Raw genomic sequence first — 19374 nt, forward strand, 5'->3', positions numbered from 1 at the left:
GTGTACAATGGAACGTGGACTTAATGTGAAGGTGGTTATTATATGTTTCAAAGAATAGCAAAGGAATGTTTAGCAGGTTTTACTGTTGCGATTGTTGCGTTGCCACTTGCCATTGCATTTGGTATTGCTGCAACGGGAACGTCTGAGGGAGCACTAGTCGGATTGTATGGTGCGATTTTTGCAGGGTTATTTGCGGCGTTATTTGGTGGTACACCTGGGCAGGTTACGGGGCCAACTGGGCCGATTACTGTTATCGCAACAGGGGTTATTGCGACGCACGGATTAGAGGCGAGTTTTATAGCATTTATGATGGCGGGACTGTTTCAAATTTTATTCGGTGTATGTAAGCTTGGCTCTTACGTTCGATATATTCCGTATTCTGTCGTTTCAGGATTTATGAACGGTATCGCATTAATTATTATTTTAGGTGAAATGAAACATGTGCAAAATAGTTTTCTACTCGTCGTATTAACGATTATTGTAATGATTGTTTCTGGAAAATGGATTAAGGCCATTCCATCTAGTTTAGTTGCATTAGTAGGTGTGACAGCTATGCTTCCTTTAATTTCTTCGGCTTTAGAAGGACTTACAGTGAAGTTACCGTTTATCGGAAACTTGTCATTAAATAAGGTGGTTGAGAAGATTGGAACGATTCCAGAAGCAATGCCGACGCTTCATATTCCACCTTTAAGTGGAACAGGCATCGCAGAACTTATTTTACCAGCGCTTAGTATTGCTTTATTAGGATCGATTGACTCGTTGTTAACATCGGTTGTAATGGATAATGTGACGGGGACACGTCATAAAAGTAATAAAGAACTGGTCGGACAAGGTATCGGTAATATGATGAGCGGATTGTTTGGCGGATTAGCAGGGGCAGGAGCAACTGTACGGTCTATCGTTAATATAAGAAGTGGTGGTAAAACGGCGCTTTCAGCATGTATGCATAGTGTTATATTATTTATTTTCATTATGGGACTTGGGTCAGTCGTGCAATACATTCCACTTGCTGTGTTATCAGGTATTTTAATTTTAACTGGTATTGGCATGTTTGATTGGGAAAGCATGAAGAAAATGCATGTAGCACCAAAAGGCGATGTTATTGTTATGCTCGTAACGATGGTTGTCACAGTGAAGTTTGATTTAATGATTGCTGTTGCGTTCGGTATTATTCTTTCGTTCATTATATACATGGTGAAATGTAAAGAACGTAAAGCTTCTATTGTAAAAGAAAAGGGAGCGACGTATAAAATTAAAGGCCCACTTTCTTTCCTAACAGTGGATCGCATTTTTTATGCTTTACAGGACGTAAAGTCTCCGGTTGTTTTACGTATGAAAGATGTGCGCTATATGGATGTATCAGGAGCTATGGCATTGTTAAATTTTGTTGAGCAGTCGGATAAAGTAGGTGCGAGTGTGACACTAGAACAAGTGCCTGCTCATATTGAAAACACATTAGTAACGATGGCGAGTAATGAGCAGAAAGATAAATTACAGTTTGTAAACGCTGAGGCTATATAAGGAGATACCCTCTTATGAGGGTATTTTTTTGTATATTTAATATCACTATATAGGGATATTTCGGTGTTATTGACATTTATTAATCTTAGCAGTATAGTAACATTCTAGATTAGGAATGTGATATTATAATAACGTATATGAATTTTGAGATTCCTTTTTTTCAGAAGGAAGAGCTTTAAGCTGGAGGGAATAATTGATGTACAAACAGTTACCACACGGAGTGAAAATTGGGATTACACGCTCAATTGTTGTTTCTTTTGAGAAGTACATGAAAGACATTGAATGGAACGATGAAAAGTTTGATATGCAACAATTTGTTGAACAGTGGAAACAGTATTTATACACAAAATCAACTTGGATCAATAAAGTAGATGATGAGTTGAAAGGACATCCAGATTTCCATCAAGCATTAGCGATGAAAGTAAATGAAAAAATTAACGAGTTTATTAATGAAAAACCGAGCGAAGAGCAAGTAGAGCAATTAAAGAGAAATAAAGTGAAGCATGTAGATGACATGTGCAAATTAGAAGCTGAATATCATATTGAACGTTTATTAGTAACGAAATAAATTTTACATAAATAAAAGTCCTGTCCAAAGAGGTGTGATGACCATCTTTTTGAACAGGATTTTTGTATGAAGAATGAGAGAGGCTGCTTCTAGAAGCAGCCTCTCTTTATTATTAGTCTTGTGGTACAAATGCTTTCCAAGAAGATAGATCCATATCTTCTTTTAATATAGATGAAGCAGGGAAGACAAATGACCATGGTTTTGTAGTGTTCGCTTTAATTTCAAGATTCGGTAATGTGAAAGCACCTTTAACGACAACTGCACCTGATGCATCTTCAATATGAAGAGGAAGTTGCTCTAGTTGGATCGTGTCTTTGCAACCGTTACGAATAAGAAGCGTTGTATGTAAATCACCGTTTTCTTTTCTTGCAGCTTGCAGACCTAGGAAGTTCATTTCACCATCATTTGGAGGTGTTAAATTGTCTACAAAATTACGTAAAGCTTCTTTGCTTGCTTCAGGTAACTGAGCTTCCCAAGATGGATCTAAATCTAATGCATGCTTACTTTCAAGTTCAAATGCTAACTCCCAATTTGTTTGCGATAATTCAGCATCCGTAATTGTTTCTTGCTCAAATGTAAAGATGAATGGCATATTTACATTTGCAGGAATATCTCCTAATGCAGACAGGTTAAATGTTTTTCTTGCGCATAGTTTCTTCTCTTTATTTAGAAGAATTAATGTAACCTCTTCGAAAGAAATTGGTTTCGGAACAGTGCTGCGAATAAATACAGCTACGTCATAACCACTATCACGTTTTTCAATTTCAATTCCAGATAAAGAAATTTGATATTCTTGTAAACGTGGTAGTTCTTTATGTAAAAATTGATAAATGTATTTTTGTTCTTGTGCTACTGCACCCCAGCTTGGGTGGAAGTAAAGCGTTGGCTTTACAGTTTTATTTTCAGTATTTGTTTCTTCTTGTCCGAATAATTGATTACTAGAGACAGTTGTATCTTTTCCTTTTTTCTTAGCTTTTTTTAGGAATGATAACATAATCTTTCACCTCGTTATTGTACGTTTTCAGGAACACCTAAATGTCTTGCAACATAGCGGCACATTTCTTTTTCGAAATTACCATATGTGTATAAAAAGATATCTAAACCTTCTTTTTGATACAGACGAGTAGGATCTTCTTGTTGATATTGTCTTAGCCCGATGCCTTCTTTTAAGTGGGTCATTGCATCTAAGTGATTGACCCAGTTCTGATCTAGGAAATGAAGGGCAACATATCGTAGCGACTGCTGTAAATCAGTATTGCTATTTAGTTCATTTACACGCTCTTTATAAAGAGATAATGTATCTTTCAAAACGGATTGTAAATCTTCCGGTGAATGTACATTATTCGCTGATAGTGATGGCATGTTTTCTACTGGTAAAATTTCTTTTATATTTGCTGTTAAACTAGCAAAATCCCATTCTTCCGGAAGCATACCTTCTAAAAGGTATTGCTTAGAAATGGCTTCTACAGCATGATCAATCATTGGAATAATAATTTCAATCATATTTGTATCTTCTTGTAATAAGTTATAACGTAATTTATAAATAACGTTACGTTGGTCATTGATTACATCGTCTAACTTTAAATTGTACTCACGCATTGAGAAATGGCTACCTTCACAAATTAATTGTGTACGGTTCACGAAATCATGGACTTTAGAAGTGAGAATAAGTCCTGATTCATCTGTTTTCAGTGATTTCGTTAATTTCTCGACTTCTTCATGTGCGAAACGTTTTAGCATTTCATCTTCTAGAGAAAGGAAGAACTGAGAGCTACCTGGATCTCCTTGACGACCAGCACGACCTTTTAGCTGATTGTCAACGCGTCTTGATTCATGGCGTTCTGTCCCAATTACATGTAATCCACCAAGTTCATGGACACCCTCACCTAGTAAAATATCAGTACCTCGTCCGGCCATATTCGTCGCAATTGTGATTTGTCCTTTTTGTCCAGCTGTTGCGATTAAATCGGCCTCTTGTTCTGCACTTTTTGCATTTAATAATTGATATGTAATATGCGCTTCATCTAAGTAACGAGCAACAGTTTCTGATTGCAAAATCGACATTGTCCCAATTAAAATCGGGCGTCCTTGTTTATTGTGCTTTAGAACATCTTCACGTACAGCTTTATATTTAGCATCAGCTGTTACGTACACGACGTCATTTTTGTCTTCACGAATGATAGGACGGTTTGTCGGAATCGGCATAACTTCCATGTTATATACACGATTAAATTCTTTTTCTTCCGTTTTTGCTGTACCTGTCATACCAGATAATGCTGGATACATACGGAAGAAGTTTTGAATTGTAATGGACGCTTGTGTTTGGTTTTCTTCTGTGATTTCTAAGCCTTCTTTTGCTTCAAGAGCTTGGTGTAAACCATCACTTAAAGAGCGACCATCCATAACGCGGCCCGTGAAAATATCTACAAGTAGAATTTTTTCATCATGTACAATATAGTCAACATCACATTGGAAAGCGACATGAGCTCGTAATGCTTGAATCATATAATGATATAAAGTTTGATGCTCTAAATCATATAGGTTATCGATATCAAATAAATCTTCTATTTTTGTAATACCGTCTTCTGTAAAACTAGCAGATTTCGTTTCTGCATCGTATGTGTAATGAAGAGTATCCTGGAATGACTTAATAACTTTTGCACATAAATAGTGTAAATCAGAGCTACTTGATTTCTTACCGGCGATAATAAGAGGCGTCTTCGCTTCATCAATTAAAACGCTATCAATCTCATCGATAATAGCAAAATGATAGGGACGTTGCACCTGCTCATCTTTTGAAGCAGCCATATTATCACGTAAATAGTCAAAGCCAAATTCTGTTCCAATACCATATGTAATATCAGCTTCGTAAGCAAGTTTCTTTTCAGAAGGATCAATTTGAGGAATATTCAATCCAACCTTCAAACCTAGAAATTCATGAACTTGGCCAATTAATTCTTTATCTCGTTTTGCTAAATAGTCGTTTACAGTAATCACGTGAACGCCTTTTCCTTCAAGAGCACGTACGTACGTTGGAAGAGAAGAAACTAATGTTTTTCCTTCGCCAGTTGGCATCTCTGCAATATTACCTTCTAATAGTACAAGACCACCAATTAACTGCACATCGTAGTGACGTAATCCAAGTACACGTTTTGCTGCTTCACGTACAACAGCGAACGCTTCAACTTTTATATCATCCACTGTTTTTCCGTCACGAAGCATGTTTTTGAATGTGATCGTTTTATGACGTAATTCTTCATCAGATAAATCAGATAGTTTTACTTCTAGATTATTAATTTCTTGAACAAGTTGTTCATATTTTTTTAGTTTTCTCTTTTGAGAATCTCCTAACAGCTTTTTTACCGAATTCAGCATGTTGTAAACACTCCTCTTACTGACAATAGCTACATTATAGCACATGTTTATCCCGAATAAGTAGAAGTAGTAAATTGAAGAAAAAACTGGATATAAATAAGGTGTTATTGTACATACTATATTTAAAACCTAGAAAGAAAGAGAGTATTCAATGTATAAGAAATTTGGTATGATAGCTAAATGAGATAAAGTGAAATTTTTCAAAAAAGAGAAGAATATAGTTATCTCGTTTTATGATGTAATAGGTATGGAAATTATATATTGAAAGAAAAGAGCTAGAAGATGAATAATAAGTTTGTGAAAGGCGCTGCGATTTTAACGATTACAACGTTTCTATCGAAAGTGTTGGGAAGTTTTTTTCAAATCCCATTACAAAATATAGCAGGAGATGAAGTGCTGGGGATTTTTCGTCTTGTGTTTCCTGTGTATATGATAGCTTTAACTTTATCAGTAGCGGGAGTACCGCTAGCGATATCACAGTTAATCGCTGAACTTCATGAGAGGAATGACCAGGCCGGAATTGCCAAACTATTTACTTCAGCATCTATTATTGGGGTAATATTTGGAGTGCTTGGATTTTCAGTTATTATGATTGGATCAAGTATGTTTGCAAATATGCTTGGTGGACAAGATACGAGACTCCCATTAATTGTAACTTCGTTTGCGTTATTAATCGCACCATATATGGCGGTATATCGAGGGTATTTCCAAGGTTTTGGAGATATGATTCCTACCGGGGTGTCACAAGTAATTGAGCAGTTCATTCGTGTTTTCTTTATGTTAGCAATTGCATTCTTATTTGTATCTTGGAATAAAGATAGTGATGTTGTAACAGGCGGCGCAATGATTGGTTCTTGCCTTGGGGTAATTACGTCACTTATCTATTTGAGATCGAAGTATGTAAAAAGTATATATCGTTATAAAAGTCATACATATTCACTACAAGATTTTAAACATAATGCAAAAAAGATACTTCAGGTTTCGATTCCAATTGCAATTGGAGCATTATCGATGCCGGTGTTAAATTTAGTTGATTCTGTAACGATTCCACATATGTTGCATGAATCTACTACAACGATTCAAGAACAATTTGGTATATATAGTCGTGGCTTTGCGTTTACACAATTAATTGTCGTGTTTGCAAGTGCGATGGTATTTCCATTAATCCCGTTATTAACTGCTGCATTAACAAAGAAAGATATAACGTTAGCAAAACAAACAATTGAACGAACAAACGAGCTTGCTCATGTTTTAACAACACCAATAACAATCTGGCTCATGGCACTTACAATTCCGTTAAATGTTGGATTGTTTACAGATGCTAAAGGGAGCGGAATGTTAGCTATTTTAATTGGTAGTTCGTATTTCACATCACTTATGGTATTATCAATAGGGATTTTGCAAGGAATTAACCGTTCTAAGCAAGCGGCGTGGATCGTTGTTGGAGCGAGTTTTATAAAAGTCATATTAAATATAGTACTTGTAAGTCAATTTGGCATAACTGGTGCGGCTTATAGTACACTTATCATATATATCATGATTTGTATCGTAAACTATATATACATTCGAAAAGAATTGGCTTATTCGATTCGCGTGGGGAGATTTTTTGCTGTAATTGGAGTATCTAGTATAGTGGGGATAGGATTATATTTCACATCTACTTTCATAAATGTGGTAGATTCTAGAATTATCGCAATAATATATAGTGGTTTAGCGTTTTGTTTGGCCTTGTTCATATATGGCATATGCGCATTAAAGTTGAACTGGATATCCAAAAAGCAAATTCCATTTTTACGTAAGTAAATGAGTCCATAAATGAGTATGGCTATTTATATGTTTGTGAAAGAAATCAATTTGAAGTTATCCAACTTTTCTTATTAAAGAGTTGATAGCAATTTGTTGCATGACAAAAAGTTGATTGCGAAATGTTGGAGGAGATTAAGAGTGCGGTTAGTTTTATCAGGATATTATGGTTTTTATAATGTTGGGGACGAAGCAATTTTGCAATCAATTATTAAAGCGCTACATGAAGAGGATCCTACTCTTGAGCTTGTTGTACTTTCGAATGACCCCGACTATACAAGGAAAATGTACGGTGTAGAGGCAGTAAATCGTTGGGATATAAGAGCGATTTATAAGGAAATAAAGAGAAGTAATGGCTTAATTAGCGGAGGGGGAAGCCTCCTGCAAGATAAAACGAGTATTAAAAGTATTTTGTACTATACAGGTATTATGCGAATTGCTCGTTTTTTGAAGAAGCCGTATTATATTTATGCGCAAGGAATTGGTCCAATTACGAAAAGACAAAATCGTTTATTAGTGAAATGGCAAGTATCAAAAGCGGAATATATATCAGTTCGTGATGAAGATTCATTTTTGTATTTAAAAGAGATTGGTATTAAGAAGGATATCGAACTAGTTCCAGATCCAGTATTGGCATGTCAACCAGAAGGAATGAAGTCGGAGTGGCTGCAAAAACATTCGATTCAAGGGAAAGTAATTGCAGTTAGTGTGAGGTATTGGGACGCGAAAGAAGATTATATGAAGAAGTTAGCAGATACGCTGAAAAAATTTAAGCGTGATGGATACCACATTTTATTCGTACCAATGCATGGACCATTTGATCAAAATGCATCACGCGATATTATTAACTTAATGGGGGAAGAAGCTCATATGCTTCCATATAAGTTGGACATTCATGAAAAAATTTCAATTTTGTCGGAATGTTCGCTTCTAATCGGTATGAGACTTCATGCGCTCATACTATCTGCGGTTGCTAATATTCCTGTGGTCGGTATTTCATATGATCCAAAGATCGATTCATTTTTACAACAAGTAAATCAGCCGATTATCGGAAACGTAGATGGTGATTGGACAGCTGAAACTTTGTATAATGTCGCAATGAAGCAACTAGAACAAAAAGAATATGTACAAGCAACATTGGAACAAAGGATAGAAGAATTGCGAGAGCAAATTTCAACAGCGTCTCGATATATCATAAGTGACTTGAATTCAAAAGAGTTGAAAAAAAGAGGAATGGAATCTTAATTTAAGAGGACATCCTCTTTTTTATTTTTTGAAAAAAATAAAATGTCGAAAGAAAAAATATATTTGTAGAAAAATGTCGAATTACGTAAATGATTGTAAACTTATGCTCATAAAAAAAGAAGTTTGAGAGATAAGATGTATGTTTAAAAATCCTAACATTAATATATAGAGAATGTTAGGATTAAACGTTTTATTTAGTAAATTATAAGAAAATAGGTATAGTGATTTTGAAAAATTTAATGCTTAGAAAAATGTCGAATTATAGAAAAATAGGTTGTCGATTAATGTCGTAATATCTATATAGCTAGATGTTGTAATTGGAAACCTTTTTCTGTTATAGTTGTAAATGGTTATAAGAAGATTGTTCAAAATGTAATTCTGACGCGTTTTTCTGTTCATTTAAAATATTCTGATTTTATAATCTGAGTCTTTTAAAATAAAAGTCGAAAAACGATCGTTTAGAATTGCGAAAATTCACTATTTTGTCGAATTTACTATTTTAAATTAGATGAAAAGGGTGTATGATTTTTTGTAATTCTATAATACAGGATATTCTATTATTCTGTATTAGAAATACTTTAACCACATTTATATCTACTAGTTTCAAAAATAAATAGAATAGCTATTTAAAAACTTATGGAACTAGTATTACATTCCTAAGGAGGAAATATATAAAATGGCAAAGACTAACTCTTACAAAAAAGTAATCGCTGGTACAATGACAGCAGCAATGGTAGCAGGTGTTGTTTCTCCAGTAGCAGCAGCAGGTAAAACATTCCCAGACGTTCCAGCTGATCACTGGGGAATTGATTCTATTAACTACTTAGTAGAAAAAGGCGCAGTTAAAGGTAACGACAAAGGAATGTTCGAGCCTGAAAAAGAAATCACTCGTGCAGAAGCAGCTACAATGATGGCTCAAATCTTAAACTTACCAATCGATAAAGATGCTAAACCATCTTTCGGTGACTCTCAAAACCAATGGTATACTCCATTCATCGCAGCTGTAGAAAAAGCTGGCGTTGTTAAAGGTAAAGGCGAAGGCGTATTCGATCCAACTGGAAAAATCGACCGCGTTTCAATGGCATCTCTTCTTGTAGAAGCTTACAAATTAGATACTAAAGTAGACGGTCCTCTAGAAACTAAATTCGATGATTTAAAAGATAGCTGGGGTAAAGATAAAGCTAACATCCTAGTTAAATTAGGAATCTCTGTTGGTACTGGCGACAAATGGGAGCCAAATAAATCTGTAACTAAAGCAGAAGCAGCTCAATTTATTGCTAAGACTGACAAGCAGTTCGGTACAACAGCAACAACAGTTGAATCTGCAAAAGCAGTTACAACTCAAAAAGTAGAAGTTAAATTCAACAAAGCTGTTGAAAAGTTAACTAAAGAAGATATCAAAGTAACTAACAAAGCTAACAACGATAAAGTATTAGTTAAAGAAGTAACTTTATCAGAAGATAAAAAATCTGCTACAGTTGAATTATATAGTAACTTAGCAGCTAAACAAACTTACACTGTAGATGTAAACAAAGCTGGTAAAGCTGAAGTAGTTGTAGGTTCTTTAGAAGCAAAAACAATCGAAATGGCTGACCAAACAGTTGTAGCTGATGAGCCAACTGCATTACAATTCACAGTCAAAGATGAAAACGGTACTGAAGTTGTTTCACCAGAAGGTATCGAATTTGTAACTCCAGCTGCAGAAAAAATTAATGCAAAAGGTGAAATCACTTTAGCAAAAGGTACTTCAACTACTGTAAAAGCTGTTTATAAAAAAGACGGTAAAGTAGTAGCTGAAAGTAAAACAGTAAAAGTTTCTGCTGAAGGTGCTGCAGTAGCTTCAATCTCTAACTGGACAGTTGCAGAACAAAATAAAGCTGACTTTACTTCTAAAGATTTCAAACAAAACAATAAAGTTTACGAAGGCGACAACGCTTACGTTCAAGTAGAGTTGAAAGATCAATTTAATGCAGTAACAACTGGAAAAGTTGAATATGAGTCATTAAACACAGAAGTTGCTGTAGTAGATAAAGCTACTGGTAAAGTAACTGTATTATCTGCAGGAAAAGCACCAGTAAAAGTAACTGTTAAAGATGCAAATGGTAAAGAGCTTGTTTCAAAAACAGTTGAAATTGAAGCTTTTGCTCAAAAAGCAATGAAAGAAATTAAATTAGAAAAAACTAACGTAGCGCTTTCTACAAAAGATGTAACAGATTTAAAAGTAAAAGCTCCAGTACTAGATCAATACGGTAAAGAGTTTACAGCTCCTGTAACAGTGAAAGTACTTGATAAAGATGGTAAAGAATTAAAAGAGCAAAAATTAGAAGCTAAATATGTGAACAAAGAATTAGTTCTGAATGCAGCAGGTCAAGAAGCTGGTAATTATACAGTTGTATTAACTGCAAAATCTGGTGAAAAAGAAGCAAAAGCTACATTAGCTCTAGAATTAAAAGCTCCAGGTGTATTCTCTAAATTCGAAGTTCGTGGTTTAGAAAAAGAATTAGATAAATATGTTACTGAGGAAAATCAAAAGAATGCAATGACTGTTTCAGTTCTTCCTGTAGATGCAAATGGATTAGTATTAAAAGGTGCAGAAGCAGCTGAACTAAAAGTAACAACAACAAACAAAGAAGGTAAAGAAGTAGCTGCAACTGATGCACAAGTTACTGTACAAAATAACAGTGTAATTACTGTTGGTCAAGGTGCAAAAGCTGGTGAAACTTATAAAGTAACAGTTGTACTAGATGGTAAATTAATCACAACTCATTCATTCAAAGTTGTTGATACAGCACCAACTGCTAAAAGATTAGCAGTAGAATTTACAAGCACATCTCTTAAAGAAGTAGCTCCAAATGCTGATTTAAAAGCTGCACTTTTAAATATCTTATCTGTTGATGGTGTACCTGCAACTACAGCAAAAGCAACAGTTTCTAATGTAGAATTTGTTTCTGCTGACACAAATGTTGTAGCTGAAAATGGTACAGTTGGTGCAAAAGGTGCAACATCTATCTATGTGAAAAACCTGACAGTTGTAAAAGAAGGAAAAACACAAAAAGTGGAATTCGATAAAGCTGTACAAGTTGCAGTTTCTATTAAAGAAGCAAAACCTGCAACAAAATAATTAAAAGTCATTTGATACATGAAATGATCAATAAAAGCCTATGAGAAAATAGACAAAAGTCTATGAGTATCATAGGCTTTTTATTTTGCACTTATTTCATATACACTTGAGAGTGAAGGGAATGGTTTTATTGAGAAACAAATAGAAAACGCTTTCTAAAATAGAAGAATACCTCATTAATATGTAAATTATTTGTAAATTCACACCTTTTTTTGTTAAAAAAACATTCGAAAAGAAGAATAAAATGTCGAAAAATAATAACTTTAGTCGAATGTAGTCTGAAAATTGTATTTATTGTAAAAAACATTTAGGTGATGAAGTGGAAATATGTGCTATAATTCCAATTGTATATTCGATATGAAAAATATACGAAGCGCAGTGAGAGTGGTTTGTAGGAAAAACAGTTTGTTCATTTCTATATTTGAGTATTATTAATATCATAATGATACGATAAAAAGACTGAATTATCAGAATGTGTCGAATCTTCTTTTGAGAAAGTTCTTGATAACGAATAGTTTTGTATAGTATGATGAACTTGTTTCAGAAAATGGTATTTAAACCTTATATTTACATCTAACGGTTTGTATCATTTTTTATGTGAACTACTTTTCATTATAGTATTTTTGTTTTATGTTTTTATTGTTTTATGGCTTTTCTAACTAGCTAGTTTTCAAATTTAATATGATGTGAAACTAGTAGCATATTCCTGAAGGAGGAAATTTATAAAATGGCAAAGACTAACTCTTACAAAAAAGTAATCGCAGGTACAATGACAGCAGCAATGGTAGCCGGTGTTGTATCTCCAGTAGCAGCAGCAGGTAAATCATTCCCAGACGTTCCAGCTGGACATTGGGCAGAAGGTTCTATTAACTACTTAGTAGATAAAGGTGCAATTATAGGTAAGCCAGACGGTACATATGGTCCAACCGAATCAATCGATCGTGCTTCTGCAGCTGTAATCTTCACTAAAATTTTAAATTTACCAGTTGATGAAAATGCTCAACCTTCTTTCAAAGATGCTAAAAATACATGGGCTGCTAAATATATTGCAGCAGTAGAAAAAGCTGGTATCGTTAAAGGTGACGGCAAAGAAAACTTCTATCCAAATGGAAAGATTGACCGTGCTTCTTTCGCTTCTATGTTAGTAAGTGCTTATAACTTAAAAGATAAAGTTAACGGCGAGTTAGTTACGACATTTGAAGATTTATTAGATCATTGGGGTGAAGAAAAAGCAAACATCCTAATCAACCTTGGAATTTCTGTAGGTACTGGTGATAAATGGGAGCCGAATAAATCTGTATCTCGTGCAGAAGCAGCTCAATTTATCGCATTAACAGATGAAAAATATGGTAAAAAAGATAATGAACAAGCATATGTAACTGATGTGAAAGTTTTTGAACCAGCGAAATTAACATTAACAGGTACTGGCTTAGACAAACTTTCTGCTGATGATGTAACTCTTGAAGGAGACAAAGCAGTTGCGATTGAAGCAAGTGCTGATGGTACTTCTGCAGTTGTAACACTTGGTGGTAAAGTAGCTCCAAATAAAGACCTTACTGTAAAAGTGAAAAACCAATCATTCGTAACGAAATTCGTATACGAAGTGAAAAAATTAGCAGTAGAAAAACTTACATTTGATGATGATCGTGCTGGTCAAACAGTTGCTTTCAAATTAAACGATGAAAAAGGTAACGCTGATGTTGAGTACTTAAACTTAGCAGATCATGACGTCAAATTTGTAGCAAATAACTTAGATGGTTCAGCAGCAAACATCTTTGAAGGTGGAGAATCTACTTCTACTACAGGTAAATTAGCTGTTGGCATTAAGCAAGGTGAGTACAAAGTAGAAGTACAAGTTACAAAACGCGGTGGTTTAACAGTTTCTAACACTGGTATTATTACAGTGAAAAACCTTGATACGCCAGCTTCTGCAATTAAAAATGTTGTATTTGCGGTAGATGCTGATAATGATGGTGCTGTAAACTATGGTAGCAAGCTTGCTGGTAAAGACTTTGCTTTAAATAGCCAAAACTTAGTTGTTGGTGAAAAAGCATCTCTTAATAAATTAGTTGCTACAATTGCTGGAGAAGATAAAGTAGTTGATCCAGGATCAATTAGCATCAAATCTTCAAACCACGGTATTATCTCTGTAGTAAACAACTACATTACTGCTGAGGCTGCTGGTGAAGCTACACTTACTATTAAAGTAGGTGACGTAACGAAAGATGTTAAATTTAAAGTAACGACTGATTCTCGTAAATTAGTATCAGTAAAAGCTAACCCAGACAAATTACAAGTTGTTCAAAATAAAACATTACCTGTTACATTCGTAACAACTGACCAATATGGCGATCCATTTGGTGCTAACTCAGCTGCAATTAAAGAAGTTCTTCCAAAAACAGGTGTAGTTGCAGAAGGTGGATTAGATGTAGTAACAACTGATGCTGGCTCAATTGGTACAAAAACTGTATCGGTTACAGGTAACGAAGTAGGCGAAGGTACAGTTCACTTCCAAAATGCTAATGGAGCTACTTTAGGTTCATTATATGTGAATGTAACAGAAGGTAACGTTGCATTTAAAAACTTTGAACTTGTATCTAAAGTAGGTCAATATGGCCAATCACCTGATACAAAACTTGACCTAAATGTTTCTAACAAAGTTGAATATCAATTATCTAAGTACACTTCAGATCGCGTATACTCTGATCCTGAAAACTTAGAAGGTTATGTAGTTGAGTCTAAAAATCCAGCTGTAGCTGAAGCTAAGATTGTTGGAAATAAAGTTGTTGTAACAGGTAAAGCACCAGGTAAAGTTGATATCCACTTAACGAAAAATGGTGCAACTGCTGGTAAAGCGACAATTGAAATCGTTCAAGAAACAATCGCTATTAAATCTGTAAACTTCAAGCCAGTTCAAACAGAAAACTTTGTTGAGAAGAAAATCAACATCGGTACTGTATTAGAGCTTGAGAAGAGTAACCTTGATGATATCGTAAAAGGTATTAACTTAACGAAAGAAACACAACATAAAGTACGTGTTGTAAAATCTGGTGACGAGCAAGGTAAACTTTACTTAGATAGAAACGGCGATGCTGTATTTAACGCTGGCGATGTAAAACTTGGCGATGTAACAGTATCTCAAACAAGTGATTCTGCACTTCCAAACTTTAAGGCAGACCTTTATGATACTTTAACTACTAAGTACACTGACAAAGGTACATTAGTATTCAAAGTATTAAAAGATAAAGATGTTATTACAAGCGAAATCGGTTCACAAGCTGTACACGTAAACGTTCTTAACAACCCAAATCTATAAGTCGATTATAGATAAGGTGAAAAATCAGTGGGGATTCATCCCTACTGATTTTTTTATTATCTGTTAATAGAAAGAAGCCTCTTGTACATGTACAAAAGGCTTCTTTCTATTTCTTAAACTTAAACATATCCCCACTCAAATTCGAATCACCATACACAAACAATACCATGTTAATGTTGTTGTCTTGAATGTATTGATATACATCTTTTTCGTGATAGTGACGCAGGTCGAGGATGGATGTATGTTTAAAGCTTTGTGCTAAGTGTGGCACGATTGCGTTTGCGAATGAGTCTTTTAGGACTAAGGCGCGTACTTCATTTGGTGCATTGTTATTTTCGATAACGATTTCTGGATAGTCGTCCGTGTAATAACCTGCGTATGATGTTGTATCTTTTTGTTTTTCTATGCCGTATAGTTCATCTAAGTTTTGATGAACATTACCTTGCACATCTTTTGCCATCACACTTGTGAAGTTGAAACTGTCTTTCGGTGTGTAGTAGCACAATTTTTCACCATTTGCATCTATGAGTTGGTATAGTTGGTTGTTGAAGCTTCCAACTAAATGTTTGTTTTGCGCACATGTACGAATATAATCGTCTTTTTTTATTTCTTTTCCTTTATATATAGAAGATTGTTGCCCAATTGTGTTCATTATATATTGGTAGCCTAAGAAGGCACCGTCCATATTCCAATGATGATCTGTTTTGAAATACATGTCCTGTATTTCTGCGTTCGTATAGTTCTTTTTAAAGTGTTCCATAAGTTTTATTGGCTTTATGTCAGCTGGTAGTTTCTTTAGAAAGTAATTTAAATTGTCCTGTGCATATGTGTGAATATGAGAAGGTAATTTAAATGATAATGCATTCGTTTTTGACGGTGGTAAAGCAAAGTAAAACTCAACGTTTTGTTCTTTTAAAAACTGAGATAAATCGTTTATAGCAGGCATGGATTGGTCAATTTCATTATATTTTTTTGTCCACGCCGGATTTTTCAGGAGCCATTTATCATCAGTTAAAATAATGTCGTTAATGAGAGATTTCCCCATATTAATTTGAGCAATCGTATAGTTTTTAATAAGCTCATCTCTTCCGATTAGTTGATCATTTGTGTATGTTTCAAAATCTTTAAAGAAGCTACCAGTTAGGAGCGCTTCTTTCGTAAGTGCTGGTTTTTGAGCGAGCGGCCGATTTTCAACTGGTGAAATGTCGCGGTCTGCTTTGAGTAACGATAATATGCCAAATGAAAAGATAATGGTGAGAAAACCGATAAACAGGATAAGGTTCCCCAATTTTTTCATAATAACTTTTCCTTCCTAGATCAGTTAAAACCTGAAATAAATAAATGGATTATATGTTGAGTTAATCAAGTACATAACCGAAATCATAAATAATGTTAGTAATAATATAGGGCGTACAAATTGTATTGTGAACATATACGTTTTTGGTGCAAGTTCTAGTATGTTTTTCATTCGTTTTAAAATTGGTGTCGCTGCGATAAAGGCGATGAGAAATACGATAATGTATTCATGTACGTATAACATTGTATTGTCATCGATGAAAGATTGCCCACCTATGCCGAACATCGCTTTTAAATATTGGAACGAGTAAGCGAAGTTGTCAGCTCGGAAGAAGACCCAACCGATCATAACGATTACTAATACGTATGCATGTTGCAGCGGTTTCCATAGTTTGTTTAATATTTTTTCAAATCCAGCTTTTTCAATTGAAATAATAAAGCCGTAATATAAGCCCCAGGCGATAAAGGTCCAGCTCGCTCCGTGCCATAAACCAGTTAATCCCCATACGATGAAGAGGTTACGATAATTCGCTAGTTTTGAAACGCGGTTTCCGCCGAGCGGGATATATATGTAATCGCGGAACCAAGAGCCAAGTGTAATATGCCATCTTCTCCAAAACTCTGAAATAGATTTAGAGATGTATGGGTAGTTGAAGTTTTTTGGGAAATCAAATCCGAACATTTTTCCAAGTCCAATTGCCATATCAGAGTACCCTGAGAAATCGAAATAAATTTGCAAGGTATAGGCGATAATACCGATCCATGCTGTTCCAACACTTATTTCAGATGGTGGTAAGGCAAAAATTTTATCAGCGACAAACCCAACTTGGTTAGCGATTAATATCTTTTTTGCTAATCCGAGAACGAAAATTTGAATACCTTCTGTGAATCGTTCAAAAGAGTGGATGCGCGTTTTAATTTGCTCAGCGACGATATTGTAACGAACAATTGGTCCGGCAATAAGCTGAGGGAAAATAGAGATATATAGCGCTAAGTTAAGTGGATTTTTTTGAACATCCCCATCTTTACGGTATATATCGATGACATAGGACATCGCTTGGAATGTATAAAATGAAATTCCAATTGGTAGTGGAATAGGTTCCACATGAATAGATAAGTGCAATACGTTGTTTAAAATGTCTGTGAAAAAGGAAATATACTTAAAATAAGAAAGTAATAAAATATTTCCGACCACAGCCATAATTAAAAATGTGACTTTCATATTTTTTCGTTTATCATAATGATGCACGAGTAGGCCGAAGCAGTAGTTTAATAAGATGGAAAAGAGCATTAAAAGAACGAAACGCGGTTCGCCCCATGCATAGAAAATTAAACTAAATGCAAGTAATACGAAATTACGTAGCTCGGCACGCACTATAAAATAGAGAAATAATACGAGAGGTAAAAAGATAAATAAGAAAATTGAACTACTAAATACCAAAGGACTCTCCTCACTTTTTTGAAATACATTTCGTACAAAAAAACCGACATATCTATTATATAGTCTTTTTTATAATAGTGCTTTTAATATTTTAGCATGTTAATAATTCGATTAAAATAATTATTCTATATAATAGAAGGAAAGCGGTATGGAATCCTTTTGACACCCACTATCTGGATAAGATAAGATGAATAAGGTGTGATTTGTTTAGAAGGGAAGAGATGGTGTGTTATTTAACTCGTTTGAGTTTATTTTTTTATTTTTACCGATAGCATTTCTTTTATATTTTCTATTAAATAAATTGGGACAAACTACTTTAGCGAAAGCTTGGCTTGTGGCAGCATCTTTATTTTTCTATAGTTATTGGAATATAAAATATTTGCCGCTTATGTTAATATCGCTCATTGTGAACTACTTTATCGGAATGAGGCTCGTAAAGCATAAGAGTAAACTCCTTTTAACAGTAGGCTTAATATTTAATATAGGAATGCTTAGTTATTTCAAGTATTATGATTTCTTTTTGCAAAATGTGAATTCGTTATTTGGAACTCATTTTACATTACTATCATTAACGTTACCGCTTGCGATTAGTTTCTATACATTCCAAAAGATTGCGTTTTTAGTAGATACGTATCGTGGGGAAACGGAGGCATGTCATTTTCTTGATTACGCTCTGTTCGTAACATTTTTCCCGCAACTTATTGCAGGACCAATTGTACACCATGCACAAATTATGCCGCAGTTTGCTGATCGTAGTAAGAAGCGTTGGCAATCCAATTATATCACTCTCGGTATTTTTGTATTTGCCATCGGTATTTTCAAGAAAGTAGGGATTGCAGACGTTTTATCTCCTGTCGTACGAGAAGGATTTGATGTACAGCAGTCGCTAACATTTGTTGAAGCGTGGCTTTCATCATTAGCGTTTACATTCCAGTTATACTTTGATTTCAGCGGATATAGCGATATGGCAATTGGGATTGCGTTAATGTTTAATATTAAATTGCCCCAAAACTTTAATTCTCCTTATAAAGCGGTGAGTATACAAGATTTTTGGCATCGCTGGCATATGACATTAAGCCAGTTTTTAACGAAATATGTGTATATTTCTCTTGGAGGAAATCGAAAAGGTATTACGCGCACATACGTCAATATTATGATTGTCTTCTTAATAAGTGGAATTTGGCATGGCGCTGGTTGGACATTTATTTTCTGGGGATTTCTGCACGGATTAGCTTCTGTCGTTCATCGTTTGTGGAATAAAGCAGGAGGGCGCATGCCGGCCTGGGCAGGATGGCTCGTGACATTTTTCTTCATCAATATAACGTGGGTATTCTTTAGAGCAACATCGATGCATGATGCGGTGAAGGTGTTAAAAGGAATGTTTGGATTTAATGGATTCGAACTAGCAAATAGCGTGTTCCCAGTATTTATGATTGAAAAACTACAATTTTTAAAAGAGTACGGTGTTTCATTCACTGAAGCATACCATGTTTCATTATTAAATACGGAAATAGTAGCATATATTTTCGGAGCATTATGTATTAGCTTCTTCTTAAAAAATTCAATTCAGTTAAAAGACTCATTCCGCCCGACAGTATGGACGGCGTTATTTACTGCAATATTACTTGTGTATAGTGTGCTACATTTAACGAGTATTAGTGAGTTTTTATACTTTAATTTCTAGGTGG

11 protein-coding genes are annotated in these 19374 nt (G+C 34.7%); 7 read left to right on the forward strand and 4 right to left on the reverse strand.

Features of this window, described 5'->3' with window-relative positions; all coding sequences use genetic code 11:
• Positions 1 to 42: 42 nt before the first annotated feature.
• Both AAG068_RS04545 and AAG068_RS04550 read left to right on the forward strand, forming a co-directional pair.
• A complete protein-coding gene (locus tag AAG068_RS04545) occupies positions 43 to 1521 on the forward strand; it encodes a SulP family inorganic anion transporter (protein ID WP_342718316.1) in 1479 nt (492 codons plus the stop codon).
• 196 nt (positions 1522 to 1717) lie between these two features.
• The gene (locus AAG068_RS04550; RefSeq protein ID WP_342718317.1) at positions 1718 to 2089 is read left to right on the forward strand and encodes a hypothetical protein; all 372 of its coding nucleotides are present in this window, start codon (positions 1718 to 1720) and stop codon (positions 2087 to 2089) included.
• 112 nt (positions 2090 to 2201) lie between these two features.
• On the opposite strand, the gene AAG068_RS04555 is transcribed toward AAG068_RS04550, so the two are convergent.
• Together AAG068_RS04555 and secA2 are read right to left on the reverse strand one after the other, a co-directional pair.
• A complete protein-coding gene (locus tag AAG068_RS04555; RefSeq protein ID WP_342718318.1) occupies positions 2202 to 3083 on the reverse strand; it encodes an accessory Sec system S-layer assembly protein in 882 nt (293 codons plus the stop codon).
• 14 nt (positions 3084 to 3097) lie between these two features.
• Positions 3098 to 5464 carry an accessory Sec system translocase SecA2 gene (gene secA2, locus AAG068_RS04560; RefSeq protein ID WP_342718319.1) on the reverse strand — a complete coding sequence of 789 codons (2367 nt, stop codon included), beginning with the start codon at positions 5462 to 5464 and terminating at the stop codon, positions 3098 to 3100.
• A 282-nt stretch (positions 5465 to 5746) separates the two neighbouring features.
• Between secA2 and AAG068_RS04565 the strand changes: the two genes are divergently transcribed.
• From AAG068_RS04565 to ea1, 4 genes are all read left to right on the forward strand, one after another.
• Positions 5747 to 7267, forward strand: a complete 1521-nt coding sequence (locus AAG068_RS04565) for a putative polysaccharide biosynthesis protein (RefSeq protein WP_342718320.1) — start codon at positions 5747 to 5749, stop codon at positions 7265 to 7267.
• Positions 7268 to 7408: 141 nt separating this feature from the next.
• Positions 7409 to 8512, forward strand: a complete 1104-nt coding sequence (gene csaB / locus AAG068_RS04570; RefSeq protein WP_342718321.1) for a polysaccharide pyruvyl transferase CsaB — start codon at positions 7409 to 7411, stop codon at positions 8510 to 8512.
• A gap of 676 nt (positions 8513 to 9188) precedes the next feature.
• On the forward strand, positions 9189 to 11633 hold the full coding sequence (gene sap, locus AAG068_RS04575) for an S-layer protein Sap (protein ID WP_342718322.1): 2445 nt from the start codon (positions 9189 to 9191) through the stop codon (positions 11631 to 11633).
• A gap of 727 nt (positions 11634 to 12360) precedes the next feature.
• A complete protein-coding gene (gene ea1, locus AAG068_RS04580) occupies positions 12361 to 14949 on the forward strand; it encodes an S-layer protein EA1 (RefSeq protein ID WP_342718323.1) in 2589 nt (862 codons plus the stop codon).
• Between the two features lie 106 nt (positions 14950 to 15055).
• Here the strand turns inward: ea1 and patB1 are convergent, their stop codons facing one another.
• Positions 15056 to 16246 (reverse strand): secondary cell wall polysaccharide O-acetyltransferase PatB1, encoded by a 1191-nt coding sequence (gene patB1, locus AAG068_RS04585; RefSeq protein ID WP_342718324.1) that lies wholly within the window; start codon positions 16244 to 16246, stop codon positions 15056 to 15058.
• A gap of 24 nt (positions 16247 to 16270) precedes the next feature.
• Entirely contained in the window at positions 16271 to 17686 is a 1416-nt protein-coding gene (locus tag AAG068_RS04590) for an MBOAT family O-acyltransferase (protein WP_342718325.1), read from the reverse strand.
• 226 nt (positions 17687 to 17912) lie between these two features.
• On the opposite strand from AAG068_RS04590, the gene AAG068_RS04595 reads away from it, so the two are divergent.
• On the forward strand, positions 17913 to 19370 hold the full coding sequence (locus AAG068_RS04595; protein WP_342718326.1) for an MBOAT family O-acyltransferase: 1458 nt from the start codon (positions 17913 to 17915) through the stop codon (positions 19368 to 19370).
• The last annotated feature ends 4 nt before the right edge of the window (positions 19371 to 19374 follow it).

Origin of the sequence: Bacillus paramycoides, from assembly GCF_038971285.1 — a bacterium.
Classification (GTDB): Bacteria; Bacillota; Bacilli; order Bacillales; family Bacillaceae_G; genus Bacillus_A.